The organism is Leucobacter sp. Ag1, assembly GCF_000980875.1.
In the GTDB taxonomy this organism is placed as follows: Bacteria; Actinomycetota; Actinomycetes; order Actinomycetales; family Microbacteriaceae; genus Leucobacter; species Leucobacter iarius.
In genome coordinates this window covers 19,224-39,589 of sequence record NZ_LAYO01000079.1, presented here as the reverse complement: position 1 = coordinate 39,589, position 20,366 = coordinate 19,224, and the positions used below count along the sequence as shown (strand labels likewise).

The following is a 20,366-nucleotide window of genomic DNA, read 5'->3' as shown; positions in this document are numbered from 1 at the left end:
GCGGCCGAGGCCGCGCCGGCCAAGACCCGCCGCACCCGCGCCACCAAGGCCGCTGCCGCGGCTGAGACCTCCGCCGCAGAGGCACCCGCGGCCGACGCCGCTGCCGAGGCACCCGCCGCCGAGGAGGCGCCGAAGAAGCGCGCCACGCGCAGCCGCAAGAAGGTCGCGGACACCGAGGCACCGGCCGAGGCGCCCGCCGCAGAAGCTCCCGCCGCCGAGGCGAAGCCGGCAGAGGCCGCAGAGCCCACCCAGACCGAAGCGCCCAAGAACGAGCAGGCCGACGCCGGCGAGGCCAGGACCGGTGAAAGCGAGGGCGGAAGCACCCGCAGCCGCAACCGTCGCAGCCGCAACAAGCAGAACGCCGACGCGGTGAAGAACGACGCGCAGAGCGCCGAGGCCGAGGCCGAGTCCTCCGACGACGCCGAGAAGTCGAACGGCCGCGGCAACGGCCGGGGCGGCAACCGCAACGGCAACGACGGTGCGAACGCCGACGGCAACGCCCGTTCGAGCCGCACCCGCCAGCGCGAGCGCAAGCGCCGCGGCCAGGGCGACGACCTCGAGCCGGAGCTGACCGAGGACGACGTCCTGCTGCCGATCGCCGGCGTGCTCGACGTGCTCGACAACTACGCGTTCGTGCGCACCACCGGCTACCTGCCCGGCACCGGCGACGTCTACGTCTCGCTCGGCCAGGTCAAGAAGTACCACCTGCGCAAGGGCGACGCGATCGTCGGCGCGATCCGTCAGCCGCGCGACGGCGAGGGCGGCGGCCGTCAGAAGTACAACGCGATCGTCAAGATCGACTCGGTCAACGGGCGCACGCTCGAGGAGAACGAGAACCGCGTCGAGTTCGCCGATCTGACTCCGCTCTCCCCGCAGGAGCGCCTGCGGCTCGAGACCGGCGCCGATCAGCTGACGCAGCGCGTCATCGATCTCGTCGCGCCGATCGGCAAGGGCCAGCGCGGCCTGATCGTCGCGCCTCCGAAGTCCGGCAAGACGGTCGTGCTGCAGCAGATCGCCGATGCGATCTCGAAGAACGCGCCCGAGGCCCACCTCATGGTCGTGCTCGTCGACGAGCGTCCCGAAGAGGTCACCGAGCTGCAGCGCTCGGTCAACGGCGAGGTCATCGCCTCGACCTTCGACCGTCCGGCCGAGGACCACACCACGGTCGCGGAGCTCGCGATCGAGCGCGCGAAGCGCCTCGTCGAGCTCGGCCACGACGTCGTCGTGCTGCTCGACTCGCTCACCAGCCTCGGACGCGCCTACGGCGCGGCATCGCCCGCCTCGGGTCGTTCGTTCGGCGGCGTGCTGGACGCTGCGACGCTCGCACCGGCGAAGAAGTTCTTCGGTGCCGCGCGCAACATCGAGAACGGCGGCTCGCTGACCATCATCGCGACCGCGCTCGTCGAGACCGGTGCGAAGGCCGACGAGGTCATCCTCGAGGAGTTCGCGGGCACCGCCAACATGGAACTGCGTCTCGTGCGCGAGCTCGCCGACAAGCGGATCTTCCCGGCGGTCGACCTGAACGCGTCGTCCACCCACCGCGAAGAGGTGCTGATGGGCGCCGACGAGCTCCAGGCCACCTGGAAGCTGCGTCGTGCCCTCGGCGACACCGGTCGCGAGCAGGCGCTCGAGAGCGTGCTGCGGAAGCTGGGCGAGACCTCGTCGAACGCCGAGTTCCTGCTGCTCATGCAGAAGTCGCAGGGGCTGTCCTGAGCATGTTCGAACAGGTCGAGGGGCTGCTCGTCGAGCACGCCGATCTGCAGGAGCAGCTCGCCGATCCCGAACTGCACGCCGACCCCGCGCGCGCCAAGAAGGTCAACCGGCGCTACGCCGAGCTGAGCAAGATCAAGGCCGCGCACGAGCAGTGGATCCAGGCCGGAGAGGACCTCGAGGCCGCTCGGGAGCTCGCGAAGGAGGACGACGCGTTCGCCGAGGAGATCCCGGCGCTCGAGGAGCACCTCGCCGAGTCCCAGGAGAAGGTCCGTCGACTGCTGATCCCGCGCGATCCCGACGACGCCCGTGACGTGATCCTCGAGATCAAGGGCGGCGAGGGCGGGGCCGAGTCGGCGCTGTTCGGCGCCGATCTGCTGCGCATGTACATGCACTTCGCGGAGTCGAAGGGCTGGAAGACCGAGATCCTCGAGAAGGACGAGAGCGACCTCGGCGGCTACAAGAACGTGCAGGTCGCGATCAAGTCGAACGCCACCGATCCGTCTCAGGGCGTCTGGGCGCACCTCAAGTACGAGGGCGGGGTGCACCGCGTGCAGCGCGTTCCCGTCACGGAGTCGCAGGGACGCATCCACACCTCGACCACGGGCGTGCTCGTGTACCCCGAGGTGGACGAGCCCGAAGAGGTCGCGATCAACCAGAACGACCTCAAGATCGACGTCTACCGTTCGAGCGGCCCCGGCGGCCAGTCGGTCAACACGACCGACTCCGCCGTGCGCATCACGCACCTGCCGACCGGCATCGTGGTCGCCATGCAGAACGAGAAGTCGCAGCTGCAGAACCGCGAGGCGGCCATGCGCGTGCTGCGGGCCCGCTTGCTCGCGAGGCAGCAGGAGGAGGCCGCTGCGGAGGCCAGCGCGCACCGCTCGAGCCAGATCCGCACGATGGATCGCTCCGAGCGGATCCGGACCTACAACTTCCCGGAGAACCGCATCGCGGATCACCGCACGGGGTTCAAGGCCTACAACCTCGACGCCGTCATGAACGGCGCGCTCGACGCGGTCATCGAGTCCTGCATCCGCATGGACGAGGAGAGCCGTCTGGCCGACCTCGGCCAGTAGCACCCGCGGAGGATCGCGCGAACGCGAGAACCCCGCGCAGTGAACGCCTCGGCGGTTCGCTGCGCGGGGTTCTCGCGTTCTTGCGACCCTCAGGCCTGGGCGACGCTCTTGCGGGCCTCGGTCTCCAGCCAGATCCGGCGGCTGGTCCGCACGTGGGCGAGGGCGCGCTCGGCGGCGAGATCGGGGTCGCCGCTGCGGATGGCCTCGAGCAGCGCGACGTGCTCGGTGTGCAGCGGCTGCGGGTCGTCGTTCTGGCGGAGCAGCCAGTGGAGCCGGCCTTCGAGCGGCTCCATGAGCGAGGTCAGCAGCGAGTTGTGCGCGCTCGCGGTGAGCAGGTCGTGGAAGCTCTGGTTGCAGCGTCCGACCGCCTGTGCGTCCGAACGGGCCGCCGCGTCCTCAGAATCGGCGATCGCCCGCGCCAGTCCGTTCAGCTCCTCCGGCGTCGCGCGCTCGGTGGCGCGTCGTGCCGCGAGCACCTCGAGCGCGGTCCGCACCTCGAAGAGCTCCTCGACGTCCTGCTGGGTCAGGGGAGTGACGACCATGCCGCGATTGGGGAAGGCCGACACGAACCCCTCGCCGCGCAGGATGTTCAGCGCGTCGCGGACGGGGATCCGCGAGACGCCGAGCTCGGCGGCGAGGGTGCGCTCGACGAGACGCTGGCCCGGCACGAAATCGCCCTGCAGGATGCGTTCCCTGAGCACCCCGGCGACCTGGTGGTGCCGGGTGCTCGCGTCTTCCGGCGTCGCCGTCTCGGTCGCTGCGGCGGTGCTGCGTTCCTGCTTCATAGATTCCAAGCGTAGCCCGCCGGACGTCGCGGAACGATCGCGGCGTCCGACGGGATTGCAATTCGGCCTATCGGATGTCGACTCGGGGGATCGACGCCAGCAGCGTCTGCGTGTACGGGTGCTTCGGCGCATCGAATACCTCGTCGATGGTTCCCTCCTCGACGAAGCGGCCGGCATTCATCACGACCACGTCGTCCGCGACGTGCCGCACCACCGAGAGGTCGTGCGACACGAAGAGGTAGGCGAGGTCGAGCTCGCGCTGCAGATCGTCCAGCAGGTTCAGGATCTGCGCCTGGATCGAGACGTCGAGCGCCGAGACGGGCTCGTCGAGCACGAGCACCTCGGGCTTGAGCGCGAGCGCCCGGGCGATGCCGACGCGCTGGCGCTGTCCTCCCGAGAACTCGCCGGGCTTGCGCGCGGCCATCTCGGTGCTCACACCGACCCGATCGAGGAGTTCGTCGACCTCGGTGCGCACGTAGCGGCCGGTGATCCGGAGCGGCTCGGCGACGATCTCGTGCACGGTCATGCGCGGGTCGAGCGCCGAGTAGGGATCCTGGAAGACCATCTGCATGCGACCGCCGAGCTGCCGCCGCTTCCGCGCCGGCAGGCGGGTGATGTCCTCGCCGAAGGCGCGGATGCTGCCGCCCACGATCGGACTGAGTCCGAAGAACGAGCGGATCAGGGTCGACTTGCCGCAACCGGACTCTCCGACGAGTCCGAGGGTCCGACCGGCGAAGAGGCGCAGGCTCACGCCGCGCACCGCTTGCACGCCCCTGCCGCGGCGCACCGCGCCGGCTCGGCCGTAGGTGATCTCGAGGTCCTCGACCTCGATCAGCGGTTCGGTCATCGTGCTGCGTCCTCTCCGGCCGGCGTGCCCGGGGCACCGCTCGGCACGAGCTCGTCGGCGAAGTGGCAGGCGGAACGCGATCCGCTCGGTCTGAGTTCGAGCATCGGCCGAACATCGGTGCAGAGGTCGCGGCCGCGCGCGAGTTCGCAGCGCGGCGCGAACGGGCATCCGGCGGGGCGGAGCCTCGGCGAGGGCGGGTTGCCCGGGATCGCGTAGGCGCGCTCGTCGCCCTCCGAGATGAGGCTCCGCAGCAGGCCCTGCGTGTAGGGGTGGGTGGGGCGGAGGAAGATCTCGCGCGTGGTCCCGGTCTCCAGGATCCGGCCCGAGTACATGATGATCATGCGGGAGGCGTTCTGCGCGGCGAGGGCGAGGTCGTGGGTGATGAGGATCAGGGCCGAGGAGAGCTCCTCGCGGGCCTGCGCGAGCGTGCGCATGACCTGGGCCTGCACCGTGACGTCGAGGGCGGTGGTCGGCTCGTCGGCGATCAGGAGCGCCGGGCCGTTCGCCATGGCCATGGCGATGACGGCGCGCTGCCGCATGCCGCCCGACCATTCGTGCGGGTAGGCCCTGGCGCGCTTCTCGGGTTCGGGGACCCCGACCGTGCGCAGCAGCTCGTGCACCCGCGCCTTCGCCTCCGATCGGGAGAGATCCTGGTGCAGGCGCAGCGCCTCGGCGAGCTGGGGCCCGACGCGGCGCAGCGGATTGAGCGCCGTCATCGGATCCTGGAAGACCATGCCGAAGTCGCGTCCCCGCATCCGCCGCATCTCGCGGTCGCGCAGGCCGATGAGGTCGCGTCCGCGCCAGCGGATCGATCCCTGGGCGATCTCGAGCCCGACGGGCAGCAGGCCCATCACGGCGAGGACGGTCAGGCTCTTGCCCGATCCGGACTCGCCGACGATGCCGAGGACCTCGCCCTCCTCGACGGTGAACGAGATGTCGTCGATGAGGCGGACGGTCTCGCCGTCCGGGCCCGTGGTCGTGATGACGAGGTTCTGCACCTGCAGCAGCGGGATGTGCTCGGACATGTCAACGCACCTTCCGGAGGGGCTGGGTGTTCTCGGCGGTGTAGCGCTGGCTGAAGAACTGGGTGCCGCCCACCACCAGGAAAATGGCGACGCCGGGGATGACGGTCTGCCAGGGGGAGAGACGCAGGTACTTCTGGCCCTCGAGCACGAGCCCGCCCCAGGTGGGGTCCGGCGGCTGGATGCCGAGACCGAGGTAGTCGAGTCCCGCCTGCAGGATGATGACGGTGCCGATGCTCGTGACCGCGAGGATGAACATCTGCGGGACGACGTGCGGCAGGATGTGCGTGCGGATCACCCGGCCGGCCGAAGCGCCGAGCATCTGCGGGGCGACGACGAAGTCGCGATGGCGGAGCGACAGCGCGGTCGCTCGCGCGAGCCGCGCGAAGCTCATCCAGTGGGTCAGGCCGAGCACCAGGATCATGAGCAGCGCGCTCGGCCCGAAGATCGCGGAGAGCGCGATGAGCAGCAGCACCGCCGGGAGCGCGAGGCTCACATCGGTGACGAGCGCGATGACGCTGTCGAGCCAACCGCCGAAGAAGCCGGCGAGCAGCCCGAGCACCGTGCCGACGACCATGTTCAGGGCCACGATGGCGAGTGTGATCCAGAGCGTCGTCGTGCCGCCCGCCGCGAGGCGGCTGAGCAGATCCCGACCGACGGAGTCGGTGCCGAGCGGGTGCGCGGGATCGGCGAAGGGCGCGAGGCGCACGGCGTCGAGGTTCTGGGTGTACGGGTCGAACCCGGGCCAGAAATGGACGGCGACGATGGCGAGCACCGTCGCCACCACGATCCCGCCGCCGATGGCGGAGAGCATTCGTCCGGAGCCGCGGGAGCGACGGCGGCGGCGCGGGGCCGCGGGGTCGACCTGCGCGAGGGTCACGGTGTGTGTCATGAGAGCTTCACCCTGGGATCGATGATCGAGTAGAGGAGGTCGACCGCGACGTTGACGACGACGAAGATGAGCGAGACGACGAGGAGTCCGGCCTGGACGACCGCGAAGTCGCGCTGCCCGACGGCGCCGATGAGCGCGCTGCCGACACCGGGCCAGGCGAAGACCTGTTCCACGATGATGGTGCCGCCCAGCAGGCCCGCGAGGTTGAGCCCCGCGACGGTCAGAATCGGGAGGAAGGCGTTGGGGAGCATCTCGGTGAGCACGACCGCGGTGTGGCTCTTGCCCCTGGCGTACGCGGTGCGCACGTACTCGGCGGTCGTCTGCTCGCTCAGCGCGGCGTCGAGGAGTCGCACGTAGAGCACGAACTGGGCGGTGGCGATCGTGGCGACCGGGAGCACGAGCGACGGGGTGCCGCTGTAGCCGAGGCTCGGGAGCCAGCCCAGCGCGACCGAGAAGACGAGTACGAGCAGCACGCCGAAGAAGAAGTCGGGGACCGACTGCCGGAGCGATCCGCTCCACACGAAGAGCGCCCGCAGCGTGTGGCTGCCGCGGATGTGGATCAGCGCCGCTGCGGCGACCGCGAGGACGAGGCCGATCGCGAACGACGTGATGGCGAGGGTCATGGTGGCAGGCAGGCGCTCGGCGATGATGGTGAAGGCTGACTGCCCCGGGTTCTTGTAGGAGACCCCGAAGTCGCCGCGGAGCAGGCCGCCGAGGTAGTTCAGGTATTGCACGCCGATCGGGTCGTTGAACCCGAGCTTGCCGTTGAGATCGTGGATCTGCTGCGCGGTCGCGCCCTCGGTGAGGATGAGGGCCGCGGGCTTGCCCGTCGCGCGGCCGAGCAGGAACGCGATGGTGACCGCGATGAAGAGGGTCGCGATCGCCTGCAGGATTCTGCGGAGGAGATAAGTGGCCATGGGCGGCTTTCCGTCTGGTGCGGTGGGGAGGGGAGGAGGGGTGGCGGGGCCGCGCGTTCGGCGCGGCCCCGCCACCGGCTCACCCGTCGGAGCGGGAGATCTCGGATGCTCGGTAGATCCCGTCGATCGCGGGAGTCCACTTCAGGGCCTTGGACGAGGCGTAGGCGTTCTTGATCTCCCAGAGGGGGACGTTCGACACGTTCGCCGTGTTCCACTCCCAGATCTGATTGAAGACCTGATCGCGATCCTTCTCGCCCGCCGCCTGCTGGTCGAGGTAGAGCTTCGCCATTTCGGGACTGCGCGCGTAGTCCTCGGGGCCGCCGGCGAGCAGCTGGCTGACGACCACGTCGCCGTCCATGCTCGAGGGGGACCAGAAGTTCAGGTACAGCCCGGTGATCTGGTGGTTCGCGATCGTCAGGCTGAGGCTCTGCTGCTCCGAGCCGACCAGCTTGATGTTGAGGCCGACGTCCTTGAGATTGCCGGCGATCGCCTGCGCGACGTCCGGATCGGTCGGGTCGCCGCCCGAGCTCGCGTACTGGAAGGTGATCGGCTCGCCCGCGTAGCCGGATTCGGCGATGAGCTTCTTCGCGGCCGCCGGGTCGAACTTCGGGGTCTCATAGCCGTCGATGTAGCCGGTGACGCCCTTCGCGACGGGCTGGCCCGTCGGGGTGCCGTAGCCTTCGAGGAGCTGCTCGATGATCTTCGAGCGGTCGATCGCGAGGGGGAGCGCCTGGCGGAGCTTCTCGTTCTTCAGCGCTCCGGCGGTCGTGTTGACGCCGATCAGGGCGACCTTGTTCGAGCGGGCGTCGATGACCTGCGCATCGCTCGCTCCCTTGAGCACGGGCACCTGGCTGGCCGGGATGAGCGCGGCGTCGAGGGTGCCGGACTCCACGCCGGTGGTCCGAGCGTCGGCGGCGCCGACGAAGGAGAAGGTCACGGTGTCGAGCTTCGCCTTGTCGCCCCAGTAGCCGTCGAACCGCTTCACCTGGTAGTCGACGCCGTGGTTCCACGCGACGAACTGGAAGGGTCCGGTACCGACGGGGGCGTCGGCGAACTTCGCGCCCTTCTTCTCGTAGTCGGCCTCGGGCACGATCCCGATCGTGGCGACCTGGTTCAGCCAGGCGCTGAAGGGGTTCTTGAGCGTGAATTTGACGGTGTCGTCGCCGACGGCCTCGACCGAGTCGATCATCGCGATGGCGACGCGGTTCGTCGAGGTCTCGCTCGCGAGGATCTTCTTGTAGGTGTAGACGATGTCGGACACCTTGAGGTCGGTGCCGTCGTGGAACTTGACCCCGCTGCGGATCTTGAACTCCCAGACCTTCTTGCTGTCGTCCGAGGTCCAGGACTCCGCGAGGCCGGGCGTGATCGATCCGTCGGAAGCGATCCGGGTGAGGCCGTCGAACACGGCGTAGTACATGTTCCACGCGGAGAGCGAGCGCATCATGATCGGGTCGATGTTGCCGGGTTCCGTCGGCATCGCGAGGTTCGCCGCGCCGCCGGACGCGGCGGCACCGCCGTTCTCGGTCTTCGCGGCGTTGCCCATGCAGCCGGTGAGCAGCGCCGCGCTGATGGCGAACGCCGCTCCCGCGCCGAGGAGGCGTCTGAGCTGTCGTGTCTTCGTTGACATGGTGGGGTGGTTCCTCTCGTGCGGCGCGCGGTCCGTTCCGCGCGCTCGGGGTGGGTGGAGGGTGGACGGGGTGGGGCTGTTCGACGGCGGATCAGGCCGCCGATATGAAGACGCCCATCTGGGGCAGGCCGGGAACAGGGACCTCGGTGCGCTCGTGCGTCTCGAGGTCGATGACCGCGATCCCGTCCCAGGGGCCGCGGCTCGTCGAGCCGCCGGTGAGGACCGCCTTGGGGCGGCCGTCGGGGGCGTCGAGCCACTCGACGGGGTTCTCGTGGCCCTTGTCGAGGGGGACCAGCACTTCCGTGCCGGAGGCCAGATCGCGGATCGTGAGGCTCGGGCCGAGCGTCGCGCCGCCGATCGGGCCGACGCCGACGACGAGCAGGCGGCCGTCGGAGGTGAGCCCGACGCCGTGCTGGTGGGAGTCCCCGGTCATGGGCGCCGTCGTGTAGCTCCGGGTCTCCGGCGAGTATGTGACGAGTCCCTTGCCCTGGTAGGGGAGGAAGAGGGTCCCGTCCTCGGCGACGGCGGCGTAGTGCGGTTTGTAGTGCGACATGAGGCCGCCCTCGGTGCCGAACGGGGCGACTTCGGCGCGGATGACCTCGTGGCCGGGCACGGTGATGGTGTGCAGCGTGAACGAGTCGTGGTCGATCGTGTAGATCTCGCGGCCGCTCGGAGAGAGCTGCACGTCGAAGGGCCGCAGCCCGACCTCGAAGGAATCGGTGAACGCGCCCGTCGCGGTGTCGAAGCGCTCGACGGTCGAGGTGAGCCCGTCGCGGTGGACGCCGGCGTAGACCGCCGATCCGTCGGGGAGGACGACGACGCCGGTGCCGCCCGGGCGGTACTCGCCGGTCGCGATCTCGGTCGGCTGGTCGAGATAGGGCACGAGTGCGAGTCGTTCGCGGGAGTCCAGATCGACGACGGCGAGCCCCTCGGCGGTCGTGACGTAGGCGCGGCGCGACGGCTCGTGCACGGCGATGGCCCACGGGGATGCGCCGACGACGGTCTCGGTCTGCACCGGCTGCGCCGCGTCGGCCAGGTCGACGAACGCGATCCGATCGGCGTGGCTTTCGGTGACGACGAAGATCGTTCCGTTGCCGGTACCGGGAATGCTGCGAGTCAAGATCTCTCCTTCGAGGTCGGTGGGCGACTGCGGGCGAGGACTCGCGATCCCGGTGGAATCGCTCGGACGCGCTCCGATGCAATCACTTTTGGTATGCCATATGTAGTATGGCACTGGCTTTGGAAGCCTTGCAACCGTCCGCTTGTTCCTTTCTTGTTGTCGTGATTGGGGGCGATTCGGGTCAAGATGGCATGCCTGAGTGTGGAGTTAGCGAATCATCGCGTGTCCGGCGGATGCGCCCCACCGATACGCTGGATCCATGTCCGATGCCGCACTGCCCCTCTCAGGCCCCCTCGTCACTCTCCGCCTCCCGCGCGAGGCCGACGCCGAACCGCTGCTCGCGATCCTGCAGCAGCCCGAGGTCTCGGAGTGGTGGGTCGGCTACTCGCTCGAGCGGGTGCGCGAGGAGTTCGTCGAGGCTCCCGGAACGGCCCGCATCATCGAGGTCGAGGGGGAGTGCGCCGGCGCCATGTACGTGCTGCGCGGCGAGGATCCCGAGTACCCGACCACGGTCATCCACATCTTCATCGGCACGCAGTTCCGCGGACGCCGCATCGGCGAGGAGGCCCTCGCCCTCGCGATCCGCGCGGAGTTCGCCGACGGGATCACGCGCGTGACGCTCGACCCCAACATCAACAACGAGGGCGCGATCCGCAGCTACGAACGCCTCGGCTTCCAGCGCATCGGCGTGCTGCGCGACTACCAGGTGCGACCCGGCGGCCACCTCGAGGCGGCGCTCTTCATGGATCTGACCCGCAGCGACTTCCCCGACGGGCCGCCGCTGCCGCCGCGCGGCTAGCGGCGGAGCCCGGCCCGGGCCGGGCGTGCGATGGCTCGGGGTGACTCGGACACGCCCGGAGCGACCCCGGGGCAGGAGTAGCATTGCGCCCATGACCCGCGCCCGTTCCCTGCTTCCCTGGGCGGTGTGGACGGTCGCCGCGCTCTCCTACGCGGTCGCGATCATCAATCGGTCCTCCCTCGCGGCGCTCGGACCCGCCGCGCAGGATCACTTCGGCATCGACGCGACCACGCTGTCGGCCTTCCCCGTGATCCAGCTGATCGTCTATGCGGGCCTGCAGATCCCCGTCGGAATCCTGCTCGACCGCGTGGGCGCGACGACCATGATCCTGATCGGCGGCGTGCTGATGATCGTGGGCCAGGTGACCATGGCGACCGTGCCGGACGTCGGACTCGCGATCCTCGCGCGCGTCCTGGTGGGCGCGGGCGACGCCTGCAGCTTCATCAGCGTCATGCGGATGCTGCCCGAATGGTTCCCGGCGCGCCAGCTGCCGACCGTCAGCCAGCTCACCGGCCTCGTCGGTCAGGCGGGCCAGCTCGTCTCCGTGACGCCGCTCGCCCTCATGGTCTCCGGCTTCGGCTGGGCCTCCGGCTTCCTCGCCGTCGCCGCGCTCGGCTTCCTGGTGACGCTGCTCGCGGCGCTCGTGCTGCGCGACAGCCCGGGCACGGGCACCGCGTTCGAGCGGATGATCGGGCGCACCGGCGGGATCACGCGCCGTTCCACCGCCTACCGGCCGCAGGGCAGCGCGTCATCCGTCGAGATCGCGCCGCCCGCGACGGGGCTCATCGAGATGCCGCAGGGCCGGGTCCGCCGGGGGCTCGGGTTCTGGCAGCGGGCCCGCCGGCTGCTGCGGCTGCCCGGCGTGCGGCTCGCGTACTGGGTGCACTTCACGTCGCCGTTCGCGTCGAACACCTTCATCCTGCTCTGGGGCACGCCGTTCCTGGTGGGCGGCGTCGGCCTCTCCCGCGGTACCGCCGCGGGGCTGCTGAGCCTCACGATCCTGTCGTCGATGGCGGCCGGGTTCCTGCTCGGCCCGCTCACCTCGCGTTTCCTCGAGCGCCGAGTCGGCATCGCCGCGAGCATCACGGTCGCGATCGCCCTCGTCTGGATCGCGGTGCTGCTCTGGCCCGGGACCCCGCCGACCTGGCTGCTCGTGCTGCTGATGGTCGTGATGCCGATCGGCGGGCCCGCGTCGATGATCTCCTTCGAGGTCGGGCGGTCCCACACCCCGCGCAGCTTCTCGGGCTTCGGGACCGGGCTTGTCAACACCGCGGGCTTCACCGCGACGCTGCTCGTGATCCTGCTGATCGGCCTCGTGCTCGACGTGCAGGGTGCGGGCTCGCCCGAGAACTACTCGCTGGACGCGTTCCGCGTGGCGTTCGCCGTGCAGCTGCCGTTCTGGGCGCTCGGGCTCGTGTTCATGGGGATCGAATACCGCAAGACGAAGCGCTGGATGGACGAGCAGGGGCGGCGGCTGCGCTGAGGTCGAGCCTGCGCCTGCGTCGTGTTCGCGCGTGGTGTTCCCGAGGCGCGTCTACGTGGACCCGCAGCGACGGCGTTGACCCGCAGCGACGAATGGACGCCTTCTCGACGAGCGGATGCCGTTTCGGCGCGCGACACGCCGTCCACCGGTCGAGAAGCCGTCCACCAGTCGAGAAGCCGTCCACCGGTCGACGAAGCGTCCACCGGTCGCATGCGCGTGCGCGTGCGCGAGCTCCGAGGCGAGACGGAATCGCGGACGGAGGCGCGGCGGAGTCTGCGCGGAGGTGGGCCCGGGCGGCTCGGAGGCCGACCTGCGCAGCCGCCGCAACCCTCAGATCACGTAGAAGTCGGCCTCGTCGGGCACCTCGAGCGGCGCTCCGCGGCGCGGGCGACCGGTGGCGGGGATCCCGGTGAGCGTGGTCCAGGGACCGGCCGAGCGCACGACGACGGCGTTCGCGCCGACCGCGCTGTCGTGGGCGATCTCGATGTCGCCGAGCACCTGGGCGCCGGCGCCGACGACCACGCGGTCGCCGATCGTCGGGTGCCGCTTGCCGCGGTCGTGACCGGTGCCGCCGAGGGTGACGCCGTGGTAGAGGTGGACGTCGTCGCCGACGACCGCGGTCTCGCCGATCACGACGCCCATGCCGTGGTCGATGAAGAGCCGTCGACCGATGGTCGCGCCCGGGTGGATCTCGACGCCGGTGAGGAACCGCGCGAACTGCGAGAGTGCGCGGGGGAGGAACCGGAATCCTCGCCGCCACAGGGCGTTCGCCGCGCGGTGCCACCAGACCGCGTGCAGGCCCGAATAGATGAGGAACACCTCGAACGGTCCGCGCGCGGCGGGATCGTGCGCGCGAGCCGCGGCGATGTCCTCGCGGACGCGTGAGAAGGGTGCCATGTTCGGTGCAACCCGATCGGCGGGTCGGCGATTCCCCGTGCCGGGGAGCCGCCGACCCGCCGGTCGGAGCGTCTCAGACGCTGAGGTCCTCGTAGAGCACGGTCGAGAAGTAGCGCTCGCCGAAGTCGGGCACGATGACCACGATCTTCTTGCCGGCGTTCTCGGGTCGCTGCGCGACCTGGGTCGCGGCCCAGACGGCCGCGCCGCCCGAGATGCCGGCGAGGATGCCCTCGTCGGTGCCGAGCGCGCGGGCCTTCGCGATCGCGTCGGGCAGCGCCACGTCGATGACCTCGTCGTAGACCTCGCGGTCGAGGATCTCGGGCACGAAGTTGGCGCCGAGCCCCTGGATCTTGTGGGGGCCGGCCTTGCCCTCGGTGAGGAGCGGGGAGTCGACCGGCTCGACGGCGATGACGCGCACGCCGGGGTTCTGCTCCTTCAGGTAGCCGCCCGCGCCCGAGATGGTGCCGCCGGTGCCGATGCCGGCGACGAAGATGTCGACCTGGCCGTCGGTGTCGTTCCAGATCTCGGGGCCGGTGGTCGCCCGGTGGATCGCGGGGTTCGCGGGGTTGCCGAACTGGTTCGCGAGGACCGCGCCCGGGGTGCTCGCCACGATCTCCTCGGCCTTCGCGACCGCGCCCTTCATGCCGAGGGGGCCCTCGGTGAGCACGATCTCGGCCCCGTAGGCGGCGAGCAGCTTGCGGCGCTCGATGCTCATGGTCTCGGGCATCGTGAGGATCACGCGGTAGCCGCGCGCGGCGCCCACGAACGCGAGCGCGATGCCGGTGTTGCCGCTCGTGCCCTCGACGATGGTGCCGCCGGGCTGCAGCGCGCCCGACTCCTCGGCCGCGTCGATGATCGCGATGCCGATGCGATCCTTGACGCTGCCGGCCGGGTTGTAGAACTCGAGCTTCGCGAAGACCTCGGCGCCGGCCCCGTCGGTGACGCGGTTGAGGCGCACCAGGGGAGTGTTGCCGAAGGCCTGGGTGATGTTCTCGTAGGTGCGTGCCATGGGCTCCCTCTCTCAGCGTGCGGATCCTGCGGACCCGGATGTTGCGCGGCGCCTCCGGCGCCCCACCGAAGCATATCCAAGCATTATCTGAGATGTCATCCTTGCTTATGAATTGTGACGGGCCTCTCAGACCGGCTCCGGGGGCCGCGAACCCGCCCCCGGAATCCTGTGCCAGAGTGGTTCGGTCCGGATCCGGTCGGATCCGATCCGACCCGAATCCAGGAGGTCCCCGTGGGCGCACCCGTCGCAGCGGTTCTGAGCGAGCTGCGCGCGCAGCTCGAAGCGGCAGGGATCGAGGATCCGGGCGCGGACGTCGAGCTCATCGTCGCGCACGTGCTCGACGTCGCCCGCGGCCGGGTTCAGGCGCTCGCGATCCTCGGCACCGAGCTCGGGGACGACGAGCTCGCCCGGATCCGGGACCTCGCCGACGAGCGGGCGCGTCGGGTCCCGCTCCAGCACCTCACGGGTCGGGCGCCGTTCCGCGGGATCGAGCTCGAGGTCGGCCCCGGCGTATTCGTGCCGAGGCCCGAGACCGAGACGGTCGCGCAGTTCGCCATCGACGCGCTCCGCGCCGTGCCGGATCCCGAACCGCTCGCGGTGGATCTCTGCACGGGCAGCGGGGCCATCGCGCTGGCGCTCGCGAACGAGGTGCCGACCGCCCGCGTGCGCGCCGTCGAGAAGAGCCCCGAGGCGCACGCCTGGGCCGCGCGCAACGTCGCGCGCCTCGGCGACGGCCGCGTCGAGCTGCTGCTCGGGGACGTCGCCGACCTCGATCCCGGCGCCGGCGACCCCGCGCCGGGACCGCTCGCGGCGGCGTTCGACCCGCTGGCCGGTCGCGTGCACGTGCTCGTCTCGAACCCGCCCTACGTCCCCAGCGGCATGGTGCCGCGGGATCCCGAGGTGCGGGACCACGATCCCGAGCTCGCGCTCTACAGCGGGACCGACGGACTCGACCTCATCCGGGTCATCAGCCGTGCCGCGCGTCGACTGGTGGTCCCCGGAGGGCTGCTGGTGCTCGAGCACGCGGAGGGGCAGGGGCGCGCGATCCGCGAACTGCTCGCGACGGACGGGTGGCGCGCCGCCGCCACGCACCAGGACCTGACGCTGCGCGATCGCGCGACCACCGCGATCCGCTGAGAACCCGCGGAGTGCCGGGGCGGGAGGCCCGGCCCGAGGACTAGAATCGTTCCTCATGGCCGACGTCTTCGATTGCAGCGACAGCGCACAGCTCCTCTCGGGGACGCGCAGCGCCCGACAGGCACTGGGGCTCGGCAAGCTCGTGGTGCTCCCCACCGACACCGTCTACGGCGTCGCCGCCGACGCGTTCAACCCGGCCGCGGTGCAGCGCCTGCTCGACGCGAAGGGCCGCACGCGCCAGTCGCCCCCGCCCGTGCTGATCCCCGGCACCGACACCCTGCACGCGCTGGCCGCGGCGGTCCCTCAGCCCGTGCTGGCGCTCGCCGAGGCCTTCTGGCCCGGGCCGCTCACCATCGTGCTGCCGTCCCAGCCGTCGCTGAGCTGGGACCTGGGGGAAACCGCCGGAACCGTAGCGCTCCGCATCCCGAACCAGCCGCTCACCATCGAACTGCTGCAGGAGACGGGCCCGCTGGCCGTGTCCTCGGCGAACACCACGGGGGATCCCGCGGCGACGACCGCGGCCGAAGCGCAGGGCATGCTCGGCGACTCGGTCGCGATCTACCTCGAAGCCGGTCCGGTGGACGGCGACGGCACCGCTTCCACCATCATCGACGCCACCCGCCTCGACGACGAGGGCGGGACCCTACGGATCCTGCGCCAGGGGGGCATCAGCCGGGAGGCCATCGCGGAGCTGCTCCCGCAGGTGACCATCGAGGACTGAGATGCTCTCCTTCCTGCTGGTCGCGCTCGCCGCCGCCGCGGTGACCGCGGTCGCCTCGGCGGCACTGCTGCGTCTCAGCCGGCGATTCCGTCTGGCGCCCGAGGTGCGCGAGCGGGACGTGCACCGCACGCCCACGCCGCGGCTCGGCGGCATCGCGATGTTCGTCGGCATCATCGTCGGCTGCCTCTTCGCGACGACGCAGGACGACTTCTCGACGCTCTTCGCGCTGTCGACGCAGGTCTGGGCGATCCTGGGGGCGTGCACGCTGATCGCGGCCGTCGGCGTGCTCGACGACCTCTTCGACCTCGACTGGATGATCAAGCTGGCGGGCCAGCTCGCGGCATCGGGACTGCTCGCCTGGCAGGGCATCCAGATCGTCTCGCTGCCGTTCGGCGACACGCAGATCGTGGCGTCCGCGACCATGAACTTCGCGCTCACGGTCTTCCTCATGACCCTGGTCATGAACGCGGTCAACTTCATCGACGGTCTCGACGGCCTCGTCGCGGGCTTCGCGATCATCTCGAACTCGGCGTTCTTCCTCTATACGCAGCTGCTCACCGATCGCTCGGGGGAGACGCCGGCGGTGACGCTCGCCGGGCTCATCGCCGCGATCGTGGTCGGCGTGTGCGTCGGCTTCCTGCCGTTCAACTGGCACCGCGCCAAGATGTTCATGGGCGATACCGGGGCCCTGCTGGTCGGCCTGCTCATGGCGACCTCGACCGTGTCGGTGACGGGGCAGCTCAACCCGGCGGTGCTCGATCAGAAGCTCGTGCTCGCGAGCTACATCCCGATCATCCTGCCCGTTGCCGTGCTGGCGCTCCCGCTCGCGGACTTCTCGCTCGCCGTGCTGCGCCGCCTGCGGGCGGGGCAGAGCCCGTTCGCGGCCGACCGCAAGCACCTGCACCACCGGTTGCTCGACATGGGGCACTCGCAGGTGCAGGCGGTCTCGATCTTCTACCTCTGGACCGCGGTGATCTCGCTCGCCTGTCTGCTCGTGTTCACGATGCGGAGCTTCGCGCTGCCGTTCGCGGTGCTCTTCGCGGGGACCGCGCTCTGCCTGGTGGTGACGCTGGTCCCCGCCTCGCGATTGCGCGCAGGTCTGGCTCGGCGCGGCTTGCTACCGTTGAGGGCGGGGAAGACCCCCGCCGACGAAAGGACCTCCGAGTGAACAGCACCGCCGACCACGACGCGACGGCAGACGCCGCGCCGCAGATGCCGGCTTCCCAGCCCGTGCTCCTGACCGCTCTGAAGTGGGGGATCCTGGCGACGGTCGTGCTCATCGTGCTGTTCGGCGGCATCGGCTTCCTGGTGGCGGGCGCGCCCGGCCTCATCGGCGGAATCATCGGAACCGCGATGGGCGGCGTCTTCCTGCTGCTGACCGTCGGCAGCATCGCGTTCGCCAACCGGTTCATCGAGAGCCCCAACTACGTGATCCTCTTCTTCGTGGTGGTGCTCGGCAGCTGGGTGCTGAAGTTCCTGATCTTCATCGTCGCGACCGTCATGCTCAAGGGACAGCCCTGGCTCGACACCACCGTGCTCTTCTTCGGCGTCGTGGCATCGGTGCTCGTCTCGCTCGTCATCGACGTCCTCGTGATCGCCAAGTCGCGGATCCCGTACATCTCGGATCCACGATAGGGTTGAATCCGGCAGGATCCTGCGCCTGATCGGTTTCGCCAGAGGCCGAATTTTTGATAGGATCCTAGTGTTCCCTTGCCGCGGCATGCTTCTGGCTGCCGCGTGAGCGACGGGGGCACGATCATCGTTCGACGCTGTGTGAGCCGAGCTCGCACCCCGAATCAGGAGAATGGCGCTGTCCGCTAACGCTATGCAACTCGTGGCCCCCAGTCTTTTCGCAACTCAGGAGGGCGGCGGGTTCCACCCGCCGTCGATCGAGGAGTTCTTCCCGGAGGGCGTGCTGTTCGTCGGCACTCCGTTCGAGATGAACCGCATCATGATCATCCGCGTGATCATGCTCGTGCTCCTCCTCGTGATCTTCTGGCTGGGCACTCGCAAGATGCGGGTCATCCCGACCCGCGGTCAGTCCCTCATCGAGATGGGCCTCGACTTCGTCCGGGTCAACATCGCCGAGGATCTGCTGGGCAAGGTCGACGGCAAGCGGTTCCTGCCGATCCTGACCTCGATGTTCTTCCTGATCCTCGCGTTCAACTTCACGGGCATCATCCCGGGCTTCAACATCGGCGCTTCGGCCGTGGTGGGTCTGCCGCTCGTGCTCGCGCTCGTGTCGTACGTGACCTTCATCTACGCCGGCATCAAGAAGAGCCCGAAGAACTTCTTCAAGAACTCGCTCTTCCCGGCAGGCGTGCCCTGGCCGGTCTACCTCATCGTGACCCCGATCGAGCTCATCTCGACCTTCATCATCCGTCCGGTCACGCTGACGCTCCGACTCCTCATGAACATGGTGGTCGGTCACCTCCTGCTGGTGCTCTTCTTCAGCGCCTCCTGGTTCTTCCTCATCGAGGCGCCGGGGCTCATGAAGCTCTTCGGCATCGGCACCCTCGCATTCGGCTTCGCGTTCACGCTCTTCGAGATCCTCGTCGCCGTCCTGCAGGCCTACGTCTTCACGCTTCTCACCGCTGTCTACATCCAGCTCGCGCTGGCTGAAGAGCACTAAAACCAACCGGGTTCGGCAACCGCCGCGCTCAACACACGGAAGGAAACACATACTGTGTCTGTTCTCGCTGATATCTCGGGCAACATCGCAACCGTCGGCTACGGCCTCGCCGCCATCGGCCCCGCCATCGGCGTGGGTATCGTCGTCGGCAAGACCATCGAGGGTGTTGCTCGTCAGCCCGAGCTGGCCGGCCGCCTCCAGGTCCTGATGTGGATCGGTATCGCGTTCACCGAGGCGCTCGCCTTCATCGGTATCGCGACCTACTTCATCTTCACCAACTAATTCGCTTCCCTACGTCTCGGAAGGGAGGCACTGATGCATAACGCAGTTATCGCAGCTGCCGAGGGAGCCCGGAATCCGCTGATCCCGGAGACCTACGACATCGTCTGGTCTGGGCTCGCGTTCCTCATCATCCTCATCGCGTTCTGGAAGGTGTTCCTTCCGAAGATGCAGACGATGCTCGACGCTCGCGCGGAGGCCATCGAAGGCAACATCGCCAAGGCCGATGAGGCTCAGGCGAAGGCCGAGGCCGCGCTGCAGGAGTACACCGCTCAGCTGGCGGGCGCCCGCCAGGAGGCCGGCGAGATCCGCGACGTGGCACGTGCCGACGCCGCGAAGATCGTCGCGAAGGCCAAGGAAGACGCCACGACCGAGCAGACCCGCATCGCGCAGGCTGCTCAGGCGCAGATCGAGGCCGAGCGCCAGAGCGCTGCCGTCTCGCTCCGCAAGGAGGTCGGCACCCTCGCGATCGACCTCGCCTCGGGCGTCGTCGGCGAGTCGCTCAGCGACGATCAGAAGGCCTCGGCCCTGGTCGACCGCTTCCTCGCCGATCTCGAAGCATCCGAGAAGGCGGCCAAGTAATGGGCAGTGCGTCTCGTGCGGCACTCGCCGCGGCCCGCGGTGAGCTGAGCCCCGTGCTCGGCGCCGGGGTCGGGGCCGAGCTGCTGGGTGCAGCGGCCGAACTCGACCGCACCCCGGCGCTGCTCAAGGCGCTCGGCGATGCGTCCGCTTCGGCTGCCGCGAAGGGGCAGCTGGTGGATCGCGTGTTCGCCAGCGTCTCGGGCGGCGCGCGCGGCGTGCTCCGCGCCGCCGCGGCGGGCACCTGGTCCGACTCCGGCGAGTTCGTCGAGGGCATCGAGGAGCTCGGCATCCGTGCCGAGGCCAACGCCAGCTCCTCGCTCTCCGACGAGCTCCTCGCGGCCGCCTCGGTCGTCGAGAGCAGCCACGAGCTGGAGCTGAAGCTCGGTGACAAGCTCGGCGATCCCGCGGCCAAGGTCGCGCTCGCGACGCGCCTGTTCGGCGGCAAGCTCTCGGCTGCCGCCCTGGGCATCGTCACCCACCTGGTCGCGAACCCCCGCGGTCGTCGCGTCAACGCAGCGCTCCGCGCCGCGGCCGACGTCGCAGCCGACCAGGGCGGCAACGCACTCGCGACGGTCACCGTCGCCGCGCCGCTCGCCCCCGCCCAGCAGGAGCGCCTCGCGGTTCTGCTCGAACAGAGCGCCGGCCGTCCGGTCCGCATCACCACCGTGCTCGATCCTGAGCTCGTCGGTGGCGTGCGCGTCCAGCTCGGCGACAACGTGATCGACGGCAGCGTCCGCGCTCGCCTCGAGGACCTCCGCCTGCGACTCGCGGGTTAGGGCTCAACTTTTCACCCCGGGGGCGGCGCTTCCGGACCAGACAGAGGAAACG

General features: G+C 69.8%; 21 protein-coding genes. 12 read left to right on the top strand and 9 right to left on the bottom strand.

The features are described from left to right. Together rho and prfA are read left to right on the top strand one after the other, a co-directional pair. Positions 1-1,713 (top strand): transcription termination factor Rho (rho, locus tag XM48_RS04665; protein WP_046454628.1); only part of this gene is annotated, 1,713 nt, incomplete at its 5' end. Positions 1,714-1,715: 2 nt separating this feature from the next. Then, a complete protein-coding gene (gene prfA, locus XM48_RS04660) occupies positions 1,716-2,789 on the top strand; it encodes a peptide chain release factor 1 (protein ID WP_046454627.1) in 1,074 nt (357 codons plus the stop codon). A gap of 89 nt (positions 2,790-2,878) precedes the next feature. Here the strand turns inward: prfA and XM48_RS04655 are convergent, their stop codons facing one another. The 7 genes from XM48_RS04655 to XM48_RS04625 form a co-directional block, all read right to left on the bottom strand. Continuing rightward, positions 2,879-3,574 carry a GntR family transcriptional regulator gene (locus tag XM48_RS04655; RefSeq protein ID WP_084820991.1) on the bottom strand — a complete coding sequence of 232 codons (696 nt, stop codon included), beginning with the start codon at positions 3,572-3,574 and terminating at the stop codon, positions 2,879-2,881. 67 nt (positions 3,575-3,641) lie between these two features. After that, entirely contained in the window at positions 3,642-4,421 is a 780-nt protein-coding gene (locus tag XM48_RS04650; protein WP_046454636.1) for an ATP-binding cassette domain-containing protein, read from the bottom strand. Continuing rightward, positions 4,418-5,446 carry an ABC transporter ATP-binding protein gene (locus tag XM48_RS04645; RefSeq protein ID WP_046454626.1) on the bottom strand — a complete coding sequence of 343 codons (1,029 nt, stop codon included), beginning with the start codon at positions 5,444-5,446 and terminating at the stop codon, positions 4,418-4,420. The genes XM48_RS04650 and XM48_RS04645 overlap by 4 nt, the downstream gene beginning before the upstream one ends. Position 5,447: 1 nt before the next feature. Then, on the bottom strand, positions 5,448-6,335 hold the full coding sequence (locus XM48_RS04640) for an ABC transporter permease (protein ID WP_052961295.1): 888 nt from the start codon (positions 6,333-6,335) through the stop codon (positions 5,448-5,450). Next, positions 6,332-7,252 carry an ABC transporter permease gene (locus tag XM48_RS04635; RefSeq protein ID WP_046454625.1) on the bottom strand — a complete coding sequence of 307 codons (921 nt, stop codon included), beginning with the start codon at positions 7,250-7,252 and terminating at the stop codon, positions 6,332-6,334. Before XM48_RS04635 ends, XM48_RS04640 begins: the two co-directional genes overlap by 4 nt. A 79-nt stretch (positions 7,253-7,331) precedes the next feature. Further along, a complete protein-coding gene (locus tag XM48_RS04630) occupies positions 7,332-8,879 on the bottom strand; it encodes an ABC transporter substrate-binding protein (protein ID WP_046454624.1) in 1,548 nt (515 codons plus the stop codon). A 91-nt stretch (positions 8,880-8,970) separates the two neighbouring features. Next, positions 8,971-9,999, bottom strand: a complete 1,029-nt coding sequence (locus XM48_RS04625) for a hypothetical protein (protein WP_052961294.1) — start codon at positions 9,997-9,999, stop codon at positions 8,971-8,973. Between the two features lie 259 nt (positions 10,000-10,258). On the opposite strand from XM48_RS04625, the gene XM48_RS04620 reads away from it, so the two are divergent. Continuing rightward, entirely contained in the window at positions 10,259-10,798 is a 540-nt protein-coding gene (locus tag XM48_RS04620) for a GNAT family N-acetyltransferase (RefSeq protein WP_046454623.1), read from the top strand. Positions 10,799-10,889: 91 nt separating this feature from the next. Further along, positions 10,890-12,281 carry a nitrate/nitrite transporter gene (locus tag XM48_RS04615; RefSeq protein WP_046454622.1) on the top strand — a complete coding sequence of 464 codons (1,392 nt, stop codon included), beginning with the start codon at positions 10,890-10,892 and terminating at the stop codon, positions 12,279-12,281. 330 nt (positions 12,282-12,611) lie between these two features. On the opposite strand, the gene epsC is transcribed toward XM48_RS04615, so the two are convergent. Together epsC and cysK are read right to left on the bottom strand one after the other, a co-directional pair. Next, the gene (gene epsC, locus XM48_RS04610; RefSeq protein WP_046454621.1) at positions 12,612-13,178 is read right to left on the bottom strand and encodes a serine O-acetyltransferase EpsC; all 567 of its coding nucleotides are present in this window, start codon (positions 13,176-13,178) and stop codon (positions 12,612-12,614) included. Between the two features lie 73 nt (positions 13,179-13,251). Further along, positions 13,252-14,187: a cysteine synthase A gene (cysK, locus tag XM48_RS04605; protein WP_046454620.1), complete on the bottom strand. Its 936-nt coding sequence runs from the start codon at positions 14,185-14,187 to the stop codon at positions 13,252-13,254. Between the two features lie 231 nt (positions 14,188-14,418). On the opposite strand from cysK, the gene prmC reads away from it, so the two are divergent. The 8 genes from prmC (at position 14,419) to XM48_RS04565 (ending at position 20,314) form a co-directional block, all read left to right on the top strand. Further along, a complete protein-coding gene (gene prmC, locus XM48_RS04600) occupies positions 14,419-15,324 on the top strand; it encodes a peptide chain release factor N(5)-glutamine methyltransferase (protein ID WP_046454633.1) in 906 nt (301 codons plus the stop codon). Between the two features lie 55 nt (positions 15,325-15,379). Further along, positions 15,380-16,045 carry an L-threonylcarbamoyladenylate synthase gene (locus tag XM48_RS04595; RefSeq protein WP_046454619.1) on the top strand — a complete coding sequence of 222 codons (666 nt, stop codon included), beginning with the start codon at positions 15,380-15,382 and terminating at the stop codon, positions 16,043-16,045. 1 nt (position 16,046) lies between these two features. Further along, positions 16,047-17,213, top strand: a complete 1,167-nt coding sequence (locus XM48_RS04590) for an MraY family glycosyltransferase (RefSeq protein ID WP_046454618.1) — start codon at positions 16,047-16,049, stop codon at positions 17,211-17,213. Beyond that, positions 17,210-17,680, top strand: a complete 471-nt coding sequence (locus tag XM48_RS04585; protein ID WP_052961293.1) for a hypothetical protein — start codon at positions 17,210-17,212, stop codon at positions 17,678-17,680. The genes XM48_RS04590 and XM48_RS04585 overlap by 4 nt, the downstream gene beginning before the upstream one ends. Before the next feature lie 190 nt (positions 17,681-17,870). After that, entirely contained in the window at positions 17,871-18,677 is an 807-nt protein-coding gene (gene atpB / locus XM48_RS04580; RefSeq protein WP_046454617.1) for a F0F1 ATP synthase subunit A, read from the top strand. Between the two features lie 54 nt (positions 18,678-18,731). Next, positions 18,732-18,959: an ATP synthase F0 subunit C gene (gene atpE, locus XM48_RS04575; RefSeq protein WP_046454616.1), complete on the top strand. Its 228-nt coding sequence runs from the start codon at positions 18,732-18,734 to the stop codon at positions 18,957-18,959. A 33-nt stretch (positions 18,960-18,992) separates the two neighbouring features. Further along, the gene (locus XM48_RS04570; RefSeq protein WP_046454615.1) at positions 18,993-19,538 is read left to right on the top strand and encodes a F0F1 ATP synthase subunit B; all 546 of its coding nucleotides are present in this window, start codon (positions 18,993-18,995) and stop codon (positions 19,536-19,538) included. Further along, positions 19,538-20,314, top strand: a complete 777-nt coding sequence (locus XM48_RS04565) for a F0F1 ATP synthase subunit delta (RefSeq protein WP_046454614.1) — start codon at positions 19,538-19,540, stop codon at positions 20,312-20,314. Before XM48_RS04570 ends, XM48_RS04565 begins: the two co-directional genes overlap by 1 nt. The last annotated feature ends 52 nt before the right edge of the window (positions 20,315-20,366 follow it).

What these genes read in the sequence shown, in the direction of transcription:
- XM48_RS04650 (WP_046454636.1), bottom strand. Translation starts at nt 4,421, where the DNA reads ATGACCGAACCGCTGATCGAGGTCGAGGACCTCGAGATCACCTACGGC.
- XM48_RS04630 (WP_046454624.1), bottom strand. Translation starts at nt 8,879, where the DNA reads ATGTCAACGAAGACACGACAGCTCAGACGCCTCCTCGGCGCGGGAGCG.
- XM48_RS04655 (WP_084820991.1), bottom strand. Translation starts at nt 3,574, where the DNA reads ATGAAGCAGGAACGCAGCACCGCCGCAGCGACCGAGACGGCGACGCCG.
- XM48_RS04645 (WP_046454626.1), bottom strand. Translation starts at nt 5,446, where the DNA reads ATGTCCGAGCACATCCCGCTGCTGCAGGTGCAGAACCTCGTCATCACG.
- XM48_RS04640 (WP_052961295.1), bottom strand. Translation starts at nt 6,335, where the DNA reads ATGACACACACCGTGACCCTCGCGCAGGTCGACCCCGCGGCCCCGCGC.
- XM48_RS04615 (WP_046454622.1), top strand. Translation starts at nt 10,890, where the DNA reads ATGACCCGCGCCCGTTCCCTGCTTCCCTGGGCGGTGTGGACGGTCGCC.
- XM48_RS04590 (WP_046454618.1), top strand. Translation starts at nt 16,047, where the DNA reads ATGCTCTCCTTCCTGCTGGTCGCGCTCGCCGCCGCCGCGGTGACCGCG.
- XM48_RS04635 (WP_046454625.1), bottom strand. Translation starts at nt 7,252, where the DNA reads ATGGCCACTTATCTCCTCCGCAGAATCCTGCAGGCGATCGCGACCCTC.
- XM48_RS04620 (WP_046454623.1), top strand. Translation starts at nt 10,259, where the DNA reads ATGTCCGATGCCGCACTGCCCCTCTCAGGCCCCCTCGTCACTCTCCGC.
- atpB (WP_046454617.1), top strand. Translation starts at nt 17,871, where the DNA reads ATGCAACTCGTGGCCCCCAGTCTTTTCGCAACTCAGGAGGGCGGCGGG.
- prfA (WP_046454627.1), top strand. Translation starts at nt 1,716, where the DNA reads ATGTTCGAACAGGTCGAGGGGCTGCTCGTCGAGCACGCCGATCTGCAG.
- epsC (WP_046454621.1), bottom strand. Translation starts at nt 13,178, where the DNA reads ATGGCACCCTTCTCACGCGTCCGCGAGGACATCGCCGCGGCTCGCGCG.
- cysK (WP_046454620.1), bottom strand. Translation starts at nt 14,187, where the DNA reads ATGGCACGCACCTACGAGAACATCACCCAGGCCTTCGGCAACACTCCC.
- XM48_RS04595 (WP_046454619.1), top strand. Translation starts at nt 15,380, where the DNA reads ATGGCCGACGTCTTCGATTGCAGCGACAGCGCACAGCTCCTCTCGGGG.
- XM48_RS04570 (WP_046454615.1), top strand. Translation starts at nt 18,993, where the DNA reads ATGCATAACGCAGTTATCGCAGCTGCCGAGGGAGCCCGGAATCCGCTG.
- XM48_RS04565 (WP_046454614.1), top strand. Translation starts at nt 19,538, where the DNA reads ATGGGCAGTGCGTCTCGTGCGGCACTCGCCGCGGCCCGCGGTGAGCTG.